This window comes from Pseudomonas sp. FW305-7 (assembly GCF_058786735.1).
Genome location: NZ_JBYSZA010000004.1, coordinates 25,375 through 38,860, shown reverse-complemented (window position 1 = coordinate 38,860; position 13,486 = coordinate 25,375). Strand labels below are relative to the sequence as shown.

Sequence of the window (13,486 nt, the reverse complement as noted above, 5' to 3'; positions counted from 1 at the left end):
ATGTTGTTTCTCTACCCGAGCCCGGCCGCTGGCCGGGCTCACTCCTGAACGGACTTGTGGTCATTTATGGAAAAGTCGAAGTTGCGCAAAGTCGGTATGGGATTGGCGTTGGCCGCGGTGGCCGGATTGGTGTTCTACACGGTGCAGGCGCCGGCCGAGGCGCCGCAGTACCTGACTGCCACGGTCGAACGCAGTGATATCGAAAACGCGGTGCTCGCCACCGGGTTGCTCGAAGGCATCAAGCAAGTGGACGTCGGTGCGCAAGTCTCCGGCCAGTTGAAGTCGCTCAAGGTCAAGGTCGGCGACAAAGTGAAAAAGGGCCAGTGGCTGGCGGAAATCGATCCGCTGGTGTTGCAGAACACCCTGCGTCAGGCCCAGGTCGATGAGGAAAACCTGCAAGCGCAAAAGCGTGCCACACAGGCCCAGCTCAAGCAGACCAAAGCAATTTACGAACGCTATAAAAACCTGCAGGAAGACGCCTCGATCTCTCGCCAGGATTTCGAAACCGCCCAGTCGGATTACGAAGTGCAGCAGGCCAATCTGTTGTCGCTGGACGCGCAGATCAAGAGTGCGCACATCCAGATCGATACCGCCAAGGTCAACCTGGCGTACACGCGGATCGTCGCGCCAATTGATGGCGACGTGGTCGGTATCGTCACCCAGGAAGGGCAGACCGTGATCGCTAACCAGTTGGCGCCGATCCTGCTGAAACTGGCGGATCTGGACACCATGACGGTGAAGGCCCAAGTCTCCGAGGCCGATGTGATTCACATCGCCCCGGGGCAGGAGGTGTACTTCACCATTCTCGGCGAGGACAAGCGCTATTACGGCAAGCTGCGCGGCACCGAACCGGCACCGCAGAACTTTCTGGAAACGCCGCCCGCCGGTACGCCCAAGCAAAACTCGGCGGTGTTCTATAACGCGCTGTTCGAAGTGCCCAACCCTGATCACCGCCTGCGCATTTCGATGACTGCGCAGGTGCGCATCGTCCTCGACACCGCCAAGTCAGTGCTGACCGTACCGGTGGCTGCGCTTGGCCCGCGCAATGCCGATGGCAGTTTTCCGGTGCGGGTGCTGGACGCCAAGGGCCATGCGCAGTCGCGCAACGTGCAGACCGGGATCAACAATAACGTCAAGGTGCAGGTCAATGAGGGGCTGGCCGAGGGTGATCGTGTGGTGATTGGTGATCCAGTGACCAACGTGGCGGGGGCTTGAACATGACGCAACCGCTGCTCCAACTCACGGGCATCACCCGCAGTTTCACCGCCGGTGACCGCGAATTTCTCGCGCTGAAAAATATCAACCTGACGATCAATGCCGGGGAAATGGTGGCGATCATCGGCGCCTCGGGCTCGGGTAAATCAACGTTGATGAACCTGCTAGGTTGTCTCGATTACGCCACTGCCGGCAGCTACAAGATCAACGGCCAGGAAACCCGCGATCTGGATAATCAGGCGCTGGCGGAACTGCGCCGCGATTACTTCGGCTTCATCTTCCAGCGTTACCATTTGCTGCCGCACCTGAGCGCCATGCACAACGTCGAAATGCCAGCGATCTACGCGGGTATTCCACAGCTGCAACGCCATGCCCGAGCCCGTGAGCTGTTGGCGCGATTGGGCTTGCAGGAGCACTTGAGCCACCGGCCGAGCCAACTGTCGGGCGGGCAGCAACAGCGGGTGAGTATCGCCCGCGCCTTGATGAACGGCGGCGAAGTGATTCTCGCCGATGAACCGACCGGCGCGCTCGACACCGCCAGCGGCAAAGAGGTGATGCGCATCCTGCTGGAACTGCACGCGGCCGGACACACGGTGATTCTGGTGACCCACGACCCGAAAGTCGCGGCCAACGCCGAGCGCATCATCGAGGTCAGTGACGGTGCAATCCTCAGTGACCGCAGCAACGTGCGTGACACCACGCAACTGCCGGACGAAGACGCGGTGGCCCCCAAGGCCACCGCCTCACGGCGTCTGGTCGCCAGCCTCGGCCTGTTCAAAGAGGCGTTCAGCATGGCCTGGGTCGCGCTGATCTCGCACCGCATGCGCACGTTGCTGACCATGCTCGGTATCGTCATCGGCATCACGTCGGTGGTGTCGATCTCGGCGGTGGGTGAGGGCGCCAAGCGCTACGTGCTCAAGGACATCGCGGCCATCGGCAGCAATACCATCGATATTTATCCCGGCAGCAGCTACGGCGACAAGCGCGCCGCCGCCATCGAAACCCTGTTGCCCGCCGACGTCACGGCGCTGAATCAGTTGTATTACGTCGACAGTGCCACGCCGATGATCGGCCGCAGTCTGTTGCTGCGCTATCGCAATATCGATCTGGACGCACAGGTCAATGGCGTCAGTCACCAGTACTTCCAGGTACGCGGCATCAAAATGGCCGAGGGCATCCCGTTCAGCGAGAACGATGCGCGGCGCCAGGCGCAAGTGGTAGTAATCGACCACAACACCCGTCAGCGCTTGTTCGGTGGCGGCGTCGACCCGTTGGGGCAGGTGATCCTGATCGGCAATCTGCCGTGCACGGTGATCGGCGTGGCGGCGGAGAACAAAAATCTCTTCGCTTCGGGCAAGACCCTCAACGTCTGGGTGCCTTATGAAACCGCCGCCGGGCGGGTGTTGGGCCAACGTTATCTGGACAGCATCAGCGTGCGCATGAAGGACGGTCAGCCAAGCAAAGTGGTCGAAGAACATGTCACGCAGTTGTTGCTGCAACGCCATGGCATCAAGGATTTCTTCACCAACAACCTCGACAGCGTTTTGCAGACAGTGCAGAAAACCAGCCGCTCGCTGGCGTTGCTGCTGTCGTTGATCGCGGTGATTTCGTTGGTGGTGGGGGGGATCGGGGTGATGAACATCATGCTGGTGTCGGTTACCGAGCGGACGCGCGAGATCGGCATTCGCATGGCGGTCGGTGCCCGGCAATCGGACATTCGCCAGCAGTTTCTGGTAGAGGCGGTGATGGTTTGTCTTTTGGGCGGGGCGATCGGGATTACGCTGTCCTACGCCATCGGCCACCTGTTTTCGGTGTTTATCAAAGAGTGGGAAATGGTTTTCTCGCTGACGTCGGTGCTGACGGCGGTGGTCTGCTCGACGCTGATCGGCATCGTATTTGGCTTCGTGCCGGCAAGAAATGCCTCGCGACTTGATCCGATCGAGGCGTTGGCCCGGGATTGAAAACGGCCATCACCCTAACCCTCTCCCGGAGGGAGAGGGGACTGACCGAGTCGTACTTGCGAGCTACACCGACCTGAACCACCGAGTCGAACTCGGTTTTGAAAGCCGCGAAGATCGGCTCCCTTTCCCCCTCGCGCCTTGGGGTAGAGGGGACTGACCGAGTCGTACTTGCGAGCTTCACCGACCTGAACCACCGAGTCGAACTCGGGTTTGCAAGCCGCGAAGATCGGCTCCCTTTCCCCCTCGCCCCCTTGGGGGAGAGGGCTGGGGTGAGGGGGATGGATCTGAAGTCGTACGCAATAAACGGGATGGTCAGGCAGCGCTTGAAGCGGAGGTTTCCATTGGCGAATACATCCAGCGCATCAGCGAATGACGGCCGCTGATACCGAGCTTGATGGCTGCACGTTTGAGATAGCTTTCCACCGTGTTGACCTTCAACTGCAACTGCTCGGCCAGTTCCGGCGCGGTGCGGCCGGCGAGCAGGCCGACACACACTTCGGTTTCGCGATTCGACAGGCTCAGCCCCAATTGCTGCAAGCGCTCGGTAAAACGCCCTCGCAGGGTTTCCAGCCCCGAGCCTTCGGCGGCCTCGCAGGGGCGCGCGGCGTCAATGCTGGCAGGCTGCAGTGCGTTGATGTGTTTTTCCACCATCGGCAACAGGACTGGGGAAATGTCTTGCAATAGGCTGCGTTCCTGCGCGGAAAAGCGCTGGGACTGACCGTTGCGGTACACCGAAATCACATAACGGTAACCGTCCTTACGGCGGGTCAGATGCAATTGCGAGGCGTCTGCGCACGCCGAAGACTCAGGTGGCGACACAGCGTCGGGCGTCGCAGTACTGTGTTCGGAGAATACCGTTTCGGCCAGCAGAGCCGGATCTTTCATCGGTTCGGATTCACTGCGGCTCGCGGTGCGCCCCACGGGTTCGACGCGCATCTGGCGAATGTGCGTGGCATCCACCGCCAGTTGGGTGCGGATGAGGTCATGCAGCATGCGCGGGAAATGCCGGCTGCCGGTACTCGCAATGACTTTGCCGATGTGGGGGAACAGGTATGAATTCATATACGTCATCCATGAATTTGCGGGTTTACAAACGTCCCGGCAGCGTCGTCTACGATCTCCTTGAACGCACAATTGCTGCAGGAATTGGATCCTATCCTAGTACAACGTTTGAGTGACGGCTGAATGAAGGGGTTATTTGTTAATAACCGCATGGCTTCTCCCTCTTGCGAAGTCCTGCGCCGAAAACACCGTGACGTCTGAGCGATTGTCCTTTCTGAGTTGACGGTGAAACGCTTTTCAGCTGATTTATCCCGTTTCAGTGTGTCAGTAATCTGTGCCCATCTTGAACGCAACAAGAACTCACACAACTGAAAAGGAATGCACAGATGAACACTCCAACCTACAACCGCCTCAACAAAGACGACGCCGTAGTGCTGCTGGTCGATCACCAGACCGGTCTGATTTCGCTGGTGCAGGACTTCTCGCCGAACGAGTTCAAAAACAACGTGCTGGCGCTGGCCGATCTGGCGAAGTTCTTCGACCTGCCGACCATCCTCACCACCAGTTTCGAACAAGGCCCGAATGGCCCGCTGGTGCCGGAACTGAAAGAGATGTTCCCGGACGCGCCATACATCGCTCGCCCTGGCCAGATCAACGCCTGGGACAACGAAGACTTCGTCAAGGCGATCAAAGCCACCGGTCGCAAGCAGATCATCATCGCCGGTGTGGTGACGGACGTCTGCGTCGCGTTCCCGACATTGTCGGCGCTGGCCGAAGGCTTTGATGTGTTCGTGGTGACCGATGCCTCCGGCACCTTCAACACCACCGTGCAACAGGCTGCATGGAGTCGCATGACCCAGGCTGGCGCACAGATGATGAACTGGTTCTCGGTGGCGTGTGAGCTGCACCGCGACTGGCGCAACGACATTGAAGGGCTGGGTAATCTGCTGTCGCAGCGGATTCCTAACTACCGCAATCTGATGAACAGCTACTCGGCGCTGACGGCTTTGCAAAAATAAACCGGCGTTGCTAATTGAAGAGCCTGCTCTGACCAGCAGGCTCTTACTTTTTTCTGATGTTTGTAAACCGAGTCAAAACGCAGAGATGATCATCATTTCAGAGGTATTGTCCGATACGATTTATAGAGCCGCTGAACCTCAGGATCATCCAGACTCTCGTACGTGATGCCTTCCTTGTCCAGACCGTCCAGCCCTTTGATACCGCCAATCATTTGCGGCCATTCTTCACGACTGGAGATGTCGCTGATAAACGGTGCCAGATAACCATCCAGATGGCCTTGAAAAGGATCTCGAATTTCGTCACTGAGCGCCCGTAAATAATTATCCTTGCTCGTCTCCGACCAATTGATGGCGAATCTGGTCCGAAAGCACAGTTCCATGTAAACGAGCAGAATGGTGCGACCATTCCCATCCAGAAAAGGATGAGCAGAAGCCAGCTGACCCATTACCTCGCCAGGTCGGGCACGGAAACGTTTTTTGTTGGCTGCGAGTTCAAGGGCGTATTCGACGGACCTTCTGATCAGGTCCGGGCGCTCGAATATTGTGTGATGCGGATCATCCTTCGAACCTTTGAAAACCGCCAAGTGGGGGACTAGCTCGTACCTGTCTTTGCCCGCCCAAGGGTAAAATCCGGAGAACAGGATTTCATGTGTTTTCAGGACCGTTGTGTAGTCGATCGGCTTTTTCTTGGCGAGATAGGCAAGAGCGTCGTCGATACTGGCTTCGAATGAGAGGTGCTCCGCCTCTTTTACTTCGACAGGGTCTTGGAGTTTGAGTGTGTTTTGAAGATAACCTTCAGTCTCGAAATCGCCGAAGGGGTCAAAAGTCATGCGCTGAGTTGCTTTTTGCAACGTCTTTTTTCCTGCAGATAACGTCCTTGCAGGGCCATGATTTCTGTTTTGCTAAGAATGCCCTTCCTTTTGAGGTTCACGAGTAATTGCTCAATACCGTCCAGTTCCACGACATCACCAGCCAGGCGCGTGATGGTGACCGCCATGCAGCTCAGGCTGTCACGGTCGGCGGTAACCTTGTGTTCCTGTGCGAGCTGGCGAACTTCATTCGCAACGCTGTCTGTGGTTGATTCAGGCATTTGGAATCCCTCGTATTCTCTATCGGAGCATAGCACGGTGTCGTTTCGACAGTCACAGGAGCGAGCCCTCGACTAGCCATGTCTGGACGCGAGCCCGAGAGTCGGCGCCCCACGCAACGTCTCCGGAACCCCCACCCAAAGCAACACAACGGCCACCGCCGCAATCCCCGCCAACGTCAGAAACGCAGCGCTATAACCGGCGCCTTGCACGACAAACCCGGCCAGCCCGTTACTCAGTGCCGCACCGAGACCAAACACGGTGGTCAGTGCGCCCAGGCTGATATTGAAATGACCGGTGCCTTGTGTGAGGTCTTTCACCATGATCGGGAACAACGCGCCGAACAGACCCGCGCCGACGCCATCGAGCATTTGCACCGCGACCAGCCAATAGGGATCGTCAGATAACGTGTAGAGCACGCCGCGCAGAGGCAGGATCAGAAAACCCGCCAGCAGCAGGGGTTTGCGTCCCCACTCATCGGCTTTGGCACCGACCAGCAGCGCAGCCGGAACCATGACCAGTTGCGCCGCGACGATGCACGCGGACGTCAGTGGCGTGGCCATTTGCAGATTGGTTTGCGCGAGTTTCTGGCTCACCAGCGGCAGCATCGCGGCATTGGCCAGGTGAAACAGTGCGCAGCAAATGGCAAACAACAAAAGTGGCCGGTTGCTGAGCAGCACAGACAAACCGGAGGGTTGATGCTTGTCCGCAGTGGGGTCGAGGCCGCGGGCCAGGTCGTGGTCGATGGCATCTGCGCTGACGAAGTGGATGGCGATCACGCTGGCGAGTGCCATGGCTGCCATCAAGTAAAACACCGCAACGGGGCCGAACAGATAGGCGAACAGTCCGGCGAGCAAGGCCGCGCAGGCGTTGCCGGCATGGTTGAAGGTTTCATTGCGCCCGGTGCGCCGGGTGAACGCTCGCGGGCCGGTCATGCCCAGGGTGATCGCGGAAATGGCCGGGGCGAAGATTGAGGCCGCCGCTGCGCTCAAGGCTTGAGTCAATGCCACCAGAGTGAAGGACGTGACGAAGGGCAGCACCAGGCAACTGCCGGTCACCAGCAGTGCCGCGACGGCTATCAGCGCGCGTTTGCTGCGGCTGCTGTCGACCAGTGCGCCGGCCGGTGTCTGGGTGATCAGCGCGGCGATGCCGGCAAGGGTCATGACCACGCCGATACTGGCCGGGTCCCAGTGATGCACCGCCAACAGGTAAATTGCCAGGTACGGCCCGAGCCCGTCGCGCACGTCGGCGAGGAAAAAATTGAGGCTGTCCAGTGACAGGTTATTGCGGCGATCCAGTTGATTGCTCACAGCAGCCTCACTCGAAATTGGCAGACAGCAGATGGCTGACCCGTGCCACCAGGGTGTCGACGGCAAATGGCTTGGTCAGGACTTGCATCCCCGGTCCGAGTTGGCCGCTGCCGATCACGGCATTTTCGGCGTAACCGGTGATGAACAGGGTTTTCAGTTTCGGGCGGATTTCCCGGCCCGCTTCGGCCATTTGCCGGCCGTTCATGCCACCGGGCAAACCGACATCGGTGATGAGCAGGTCGATGTGGACACGCGATCGCAACGTTTCAAGGCCTTCGACACTGTCGGCGGCTTCCAGCACGGTGTAGCCGAGCTCGCTGAACACATCCTTGAGCAACATGCGCACTGTCGGCTCGTCGTCGACGATCAATATGGTCTCACCGGCCTTGGCCACCGGCGTACTGGTGCTGTGGGTGGCATCGTGGTTTTGCTGTGCCTCACCGCGATAACGCGGCAAGTAAATGCACATCGTCGTGCCTTGCCCGACTTGCGAGTGCACGCGCACCTGACCGCCGGATTGCTTGGTGAACCCGTAGATCATCGACAGCCCCAGGCCGGTGCCCTGGCCGAGCGGTTTGGTGGTGAAAAACGGGTCGAAAGCCTTGGCGATGACTTCGGCGCTCATGCCGGTGCCAGTGTCGGTGACGCAGAGGCACAGGTACTCGCCTTCAGGCATATCGAGGGTGCGGGCAGATTCGAGCGCAATGGATCGATTGGAAGTTTCAACGGTGATGCGCCCGCCATCTGGCATCGCGTCGCGGGCGTTGATGCACAGATTGAGCAGGGCGTTTTCCAGCTGACTGGCGTCAACCAGCGCCGGCCACAGATCGGGTGCCGCCAGCGTCTGCAAGCGAATGCTCGGGCCGACGGTGCGTTGGATCAACTCGGTCATCCCGACAATCAGTGTGTTGACGTCGGTCGGACGCGGATCGAGCGTCTGCCGTCGGGAGAAGGCCAGGAGTCGATGGGTCAGGGCGGCGGCACGGCGGGTCGCGCCTTGAGCAGTGGCCATGTACTTGTCGACGTCTTTCAGGCGACCCTGCGCGATGCGTTTTTCCATCAGCTCCAGTGCGGCCGAAATGCCGGCCAGCAGGTTGTTGAAGTCATGGGCCAGGCCGCCGGTCAGTTGGCCGACCGCTTCCATCTTCTGCGACTGTCGCAGTTTTTCTTCGGCTTGCATGAGATCGGCGGTGCGCGCCAACACACGTTGTTCGAGGGTGTCGTTGAGCGCGCGCAAGGCTGCGTTGGCACGGTCACGTTCGGCCTCGACATTGCGCCGGTCTTCGACATCGATGAGTACGCCGGGGAAGCGCAACGGGGTACCGTCGTCGGCGCATTCGACGCGGCCGTTGGCTTCGATCCAGTTGTATTTCCCATCGGCGCCGCGCACTCGGTACTGATGCGAGTAGGCGCCGCCACGGGCTATTGCCGCCGTGATCGCGCCAGTGAGTCCAGCCTGATCGTCGGGGTGTACGGTCATCACCACTTGTTCCAGGCTCAAGCCTTCGCGACCCAGCGCCGGGTCGAGGTTGAACACCCGGGCAAAGCCTTCGTCCACGGCGAAGCGATTACTCGGCAGGTCCCAGTGCCAAGTACCGATAATGGCGCCGGCGGCGAGGGCAAGTTGCACGCGCTCGACGTTTTCCCGGGCGACGGCTTCGCTGATCCGCAGTCGCTCTTCGGCGTCGCGGCGTGCGGTGACGTCGCTGAAAAAGATAGCAATCTGACGATCTGCCGGGTCACCGACGCGCACCGCCCGCACGTCGAACCAGCGCTCGAAGGTGTTGGCGTAGTTCTCGAAGTTCGCCGGTTCACCGGTCTTGGCAACGTGCCCGTAAGTCTCGAACCAGAACTTCTCCAGATTCGGCGCAAACTCGGTCACCCATTTGCCGCGCAGGTTGACGCCGCACTGACGCTCAAATGCCGGGTTGGCCTCGACGAAAAAGTAATCCACCGGGCGGTCGTCGGCGTCGAATTTGACTTTGACGATGGCGAAGGCCGCTTCGATGGTTTCCAGAATGGTGCTGAAGCGTTCCTCGCTCAGGCGCAGTGCGGTTTCGGCACTGCGCGAGCGGGTCAGGTCGAGCATTGCGCCGATCATGCGTTCGGCCTGGCCGTCGGCGTTGCGGATCACGTGACCGCGGTCGAGCACCTCGGCGTAGGAACCGTCCTCGCAACGGAAGCGATACTCGGCGCTCCAGGTCGAACCTTTTCCGTCAATCGTTGAGCGGATCGAGGTCCTGACGCTATCGCGATCCTGTGGGTGGATCTGCGCGAAGCGCCAATCGATGCTCGGGTCAATGGCGGCCGGCGGGAACCCGTAAGCCTGTTGCAGCGCTTCGTTCCAGACAATCTGTCCGCTTTGCAAATCCCAGTCCCAGACCGCATCGCGGGTCGCCTTGACCGCCAGGCGATAGCGCTCTTGAGTGTCGAAGAGCGCACGGCCGGCCAGATGTTCGCCGGTGCGGTCACGCAGGATTTTCACGAAACCCAGATGTGTTTGATCGTTAGCGTAAAGCGGCATCAGTTCGCCTGACGCCCAGAACAATTGGCCATCCTTGCGCAGGTGCCAACGTTCATCGGAGGCGCGTCCCTCCAGCAGCGCGCGCTGCATTTCCAGCGCTATACGGCCAGCGGCACGATCCGCCGGCGTGAAAAAGCGCTCGGCGCTGTGGCCGAGCATTTCCTCGGCCGTCCAGCCCATGACATTGACGGCGCCTGAGTTCCATTCGGTGATGGTGCCCTGCGGGTCGGTAACGACCATGGCGAAATCGATCGCGCACTCGAAGATCGCTCGCTGGCGTGCCTCGCTGCTGGCCAGCGCCGCTCGGCTGGCGGAGAGTTGCGTAGCCAGATCGTGCGGAACACAGGCGTCTGGCGAAGGCAATGCGGCACTTTCGAGCGCCTGGCGCAGGCGCAGAACCTCAGCTTCAAGCGCCTCACGAGTAAGATCTTTCAGGGTTTCCACCACTCATGCCTTATTGATTTTTGTGGCAAACGAACACTACGGGTCACTCATTGACACGGCGCCTCATGCTTAAGTTGCAGCCGTGAAGCGCGGCGCAGCCTGATCTCAAAACGACTGCCCGTTATCCAGCCTGTCGAGCAGCCCCTGGCCCCGTTGCCAAAGGGCCTGTTGCTTGTCCGCGGGCATGCGGTCGAGGTTTTTGTAGAGCATGCCCATGCGTTGATTGCTGCGCAGCACATCGCCGTGGCGCATGAGGAAATGCCAGTACAGCGCATTGAACGGGCAGGCGTTATCCGTGGTGCTTTCGCTGACCTTGTAGACGCAATCGCGACAGTAATCGGACATCCGCTTGATGTACTGACCGCTGGCGCAGTAGGGCTTGGAACCGAGATAACCGGCGTCGGCATGCATAACCATGCCCAACGTGTTCGGCAGCTCGACCCAGTCGAAGGCGTCCATGTAAATGGCCAGATACCACTCGCAGATCTGCTTCGGCGCGATGCCGGTCAGCAAAGCGAAGTTGCCGGTGACCATCAGTCGCTGAATGTGGTGGGCATAGGCGTGTTTCAGGCTTTGACCGATCGCCTGGCGCATGCAGTTCATCTGCGTGTCGCCGGTCCAGTAGAACTCCGGCAAGGGTCTTTGGTTACCGAATGCATTGCCTTCGGCGTAGTCGGGCATCTTCAGCCAATACACACCCCGCACGTATTCCCGCCAGCCGATCAATTGCCGAATGAAGCCTTCGGCGGCATTCAGGGCGACGCTGCCCGACCAATAGGCGGCCTCTACGTCACTGCACAACTGGCGCAGATCGAGCAGCCCGATGTTCAGCGCAGCACTGATCCGTGCATGGAACAGAAACGGTTCGTCGCTGGCCATGGCGTCCTGGTAATCGCCGAAACCGGCCAGACCGAAATCCACGAAGTATTCCCAGAGGGCTTGGGCATCGGCGTGTGTCACCGGGTAATTGAAATCCTCCACGGAACCGTAGTGGCTGGCGAAACGCTCTTTCACCAGCGCGATCACTTCAACGGTGATGGAGTCTGCGCAGAAGTTGAGCGGGTAGGGCGGCTTGACGCCTTTGGGCAGTGACTTGCGGTTGTCGGCATCGAAATTCCATGCGCCGCCCACCGGGCTGCCGTCGCCGTTGAGCAACAGGCGACTCTTGCGCCGCATCTCGCGGTAGAAGAACTCCATGCGCAGCTGTTTTTTGCCGGCAGCCCAATCTGCGAACTCGCCGCGTGAGCAGAGAAAGCGGCTGTCACTGTGCCAATGGATCGCCAGACCACACTCGCGCAGCGATTGCTCCAGACGCCAGTCGCCGGTTTCGCTCAGGTGCACTTCGTCTGGCTGTAAAAGCGCGTGCCAGCGCTGCAACTCGCTTGGCACGGCGCCGGTATTTTCAGGGTCGTCGAGGCGGGCGTACTGCACCCGAAAACCCTGGCTGCGCAACGTTTCGGCAAAGTGCCGCATGGCGCTGAACACCAGCACGATTTTTTGCGGGTGATGAGGCACGTGGCTGGCTTCCTCCATCACCTCGACCAGCAGAACGGTATCGCGTTCGCGATCCAGCCCCTGCAACGAGGCGAGATCGAAAGATAACTGGTCACCGAGGACCAGGCACAGCCGGTGGGTTGCTTTCATTCGAACGGATTCAGCTTGATGAGAGGCAAAGGAGAAGCCAGTGGTTTAGGAACCTTTGTTCAGATAGTTGTACGGAATTGTGTTTTTGTATAGGTTTTTTTGATCAGCCGGGATACGTCGGGTAATCGACGTAACCTTCGGCGTTGCCGCCGTAAACCGTGGCCGGGTTGAGGGCATTCAGCGGCCAGTCGTTGGCGATTCGCGCGGGCAGATCCGGGTTGGCCATGAACGGTCGACCGAAGGCCACCAGGTCGGCGAGGCCGGAGTCGAGTAATCGCGCCCCGGATTCGGCGTTGTAGCGCCCGGCGTAGATGATCGCGCCGCTGAAGGTTTCGCGTACTGCTTGGCGGAAGGTTTGCGGCATGGCGGGCGCATCGTCCCAATCGGCTTCGGCGATAGACAGATAAGCAATGCCGACCGCTTCGAGGATTTTGATCGCTTCGATATAGGTGGTGTGTGGATCTTCTTCGACCATGCCCAGATACGTGCGCGCCTCATCGGTGGTGGTGAACAACGGCGCGAAACGCACGCCGACTTTTTCCTTGCCGATGCACTCGGCCACGCCCGCGACCACTTCGCGGAGAAAACGCAGGCGGTTTTGTAACGAACCACCGTACTGATCGGTGCGCAGATTGCTGTGGGCGGAGATGAACTGGTTGACCAGGTAGCCGTTGGCGCAGTGCAGTTCGATGCCGTCGAAGCCGGCGTCCATCGCATTGCGCGCGGCCTGAATATAAAGCTGGACCAGTTCCTGAACCTCGTCGGTGCTCAGCGCTCGCGGTGCCGATGGCGGCACCAGTTCGCCTTTGCCGGGCGCGGTTTCGATGAACACGCTGACCCGACCGGTGGCGACGGCGGACGCCGAAACCGGCGCTGCGCCACCCGGTTGCAAGGCGCTGTGGGACACGCGGCCGACGTGCCAGAGTTGGGCAAAGATGACGCCGTCGACTGCATGCACGGCGTCGGTGACTTTGCGCCATCCGGCAATTTGCTCCGGTGTGTAAATGCCGGGTGTCCAGGCGTAACCCTGGCCACGCGGTTCGATCTGCGTGCCCTCGGTCACCAGCAAACCGGCGCCGGCGCGCTGCTGGTAATACTCGGCCATCAGTTCATTGGCGATGTTCCCCGGTTGGGTGCTGCGCTGGCGGGTGAGTGGTGGCAGGACAATACGGTTTTTCAGGGTGTGAAGGCCGAGTTTCGCGGGAGTGAAATAAAGGCTGTTGTTCATGGGGAACCTTGTGGAGGGGCTTATTAGACCAGTCGTCTATTGAGCGGATGA

At 59.8% G+C, this 13,486-nt stretch carries 10 protein-coding genes; 3 read left to right on the top strand and 7 right to left on the bottom strand.

The annotated features are described in order from the left end of the window. Positions 1 to 66 precede the first annotated feature (66 nt). Entirely contained in the window at positions 67 to 1,215 is a 1,149-nt protein-coding gene (macA, locus tag AC3WMT_RS07210; protein ID WP_103303537.1) for a macrolide transporter subunit MacA, read from the top strand. 2 nt (positions 1,216 to 1,217) lie between these two features. Beyond that, positions 1,218 to 3,176 (top strand): MacB family efflux pump subunit, encoded by a 1,959-nt coding sequence (locus AC3WMT_RS07205; RefSeq protein ID WP_103303538.1) that lies wholly within the window; start codon positions 1,218 to 1,220, stop codon positions 3,174 to 3,176. A gap of 312 nt (positions 3,177 to 3,488) precedes the next feature. Here the strand turns inward: AC3WMT_RS07205 and AC3WMT_RS07200 are convergent, their stop codons facing one another. Next, positions 3,489 to 4,238, bottom strand: a complete 750-nt coding sequence (locus AC3WMT_RS07200; RefSeq protein WP_103303539.1) for a helix-turn-helix transcriptional regulator — start codon at positions 4,236 to 4,238, stop codon at positions 3,489 to 3,491. A 326-nt stretch (positions 4,239 to 4,564) separates the two neighbouring features. Between AC3WMT_RS07200 and ycaC the strand changes: the two genes are divergently transcribed. Beyond that, a complete protein-coding gene (ycaC, locus tag AC3WMT_RS07195; RefSeq protein ID WP_103303540.1) occupies positions 4,565 to 5,197 on the top strand; it encodes an isochorismate family cysteine hydrolase YcaC in 633 nt (210 codons plus the stop codon). Positions 5,198 to 5,289: 92 nt separating this feature from the next. Here ycaC and AC3WMT_RS07190 read toward each other — a convergent pair whose 3' ends face one another. From AC3WMT_RS07190 to AC3WMT_RS07165, 6 genes are all read right to left on the bottom strand, one after another. Continuing rightward, positions 5,290 to 6,027 (bottom strand): Fic family protein, encoded by a 738-nt coding sequence (locus AC3WMT_RS07190; RefSeq protein WP_103303541.1) that lies wholly within the window; start codon positions 6,025 to 6,027, stop codon positions 5,290 to 5,292. Next, on the bottom strand, positions 6,024 to 6,287 hold the full coding sequence (locus AC3WMT_RS07185) for a hypothetical protein (protein WP_103303542.1): 264 nt from the start codon (positions 6,285 to 6,287) through the stop codon (positions 6,024 to 6,026). The genes AC3WMT_RS07190 and AC3WMT_RS07185 overlap by 4 nt, the downstream gene beginning before the upstream one ends. A gap of 72 nt (positions 6,288 to 6,359) precedes the next feature. Further along, the gene (locus AC3WMT_RS07180; protein ID WP_103303543.1) at positions 6,360 to 7,595 is read right to left on the bottom strand and encodes an MFS transporter; all 1,236 of its coding nucleotides are present in this window, start codon (positions 7,593 to 7,595) and stop codon (positions 6,360 to 6,362) included. A 7-nt stretch (positions 7,596 to 7,602) separates the two neighbouring features. Then, positions 7,603 to 10,515: a PAS domain-containing hybrid sensor histidine kinase/response regulator gene (locus AC3WMT_RS07175; RefSeq protein ID WP_103303577.1), complete on the bottom strand. Its 2,913-nt coding sequence runs from the start codon at positions 10,513 to 10,515 to the stop codon at positions 7,603 to 7,605. A gap of 153 nt (positions 10,516 to 10,668) precedes the next feature. Next, entirely contained in the window at positions 10,669 to 12,207 is a 1,539-nt protein-coding gene (locus AC3WMT_RS07170) for a cryptochrome/photolyase family protein (protein WP_103303544.1), read from the bottom strand. A gap of 103 nt (positions 12,208 to 12,310) precedes the next feature. Further along, a complete protein-coding gene (locus tag AC3WMT_RS07165; protein ID WP_103303545.1) occupies positions 12,311 to 13,435 on the bottom strand; it encodes an alkene reductase in 1,125 nt (374 codons plus the stop codon). Positions 13,436 to 13,486 lie beyond the last annotated feature (51 nt).

What these genes read in the sequence shown, in the direction of transcription:
- ycaC (WP_103303540.1), top strand. Translation starts at nt 4,565, where the DNA reads ATGAACACTCCAACCTACAACCGCCTCAACAAAGACGACGCCGTAGTG.
- AC3WMT_RS07200 (WP_103303539.1), bottom strand. Translation starts at nt 4,238, where the DNA reads ATGAATTCATACCTGTTCCCCCACATCGGCAAAGTCATTGCGAGTACC.
- AC3WMT_RS07165 (WP_103303545.1), bottom strand. Translation starts at nt 13,435, where the DNA reads ATGAACAACAGCCTTTATTTCACTCCCGCGAAACTCGGCCTTCACACC.
- AC3WMT_RS07205 (WP_103303538.1), top strand. Translation starts at nt 1,218, where the DNA reads ATGACGCAACCGCTGCTCCAACTCACGGGCATCACCCGCAGTTTCACC.
- macA (WP_103303537.1), top strand. Translation starts at nt 67, where the DNA reads ATGGAAAAGTCGAAGTTGCGCAAAGTCGGTATGGGATTGGCGTTGGCC.
- AC3WMT_RS07170 (WP_103303544.1), bottom strand. Translation starts at nt 12,207, where the DNA reads ATGAAAGCAACCCACCGGCTGTGCCTGGTCCTCGGTGACCAGTTATCT.
- AC3WMT_RS07185 (WP_103303542.1), bottom strand. Translation starts at nt 6,287, where the DNA reads ATGCCTGAATCAACCACAGACAGCGTTGCGAATGAAGTTCGCCAGCTC.
- AC3WMT_RS07190 (WP_103303541.1), bottom strand. Translation starts at nt 6,027, where the DNA reads ATGACTTTTGACCCCTTCGGCGATTTCGAGACTGAAGGTTATCTTCAA.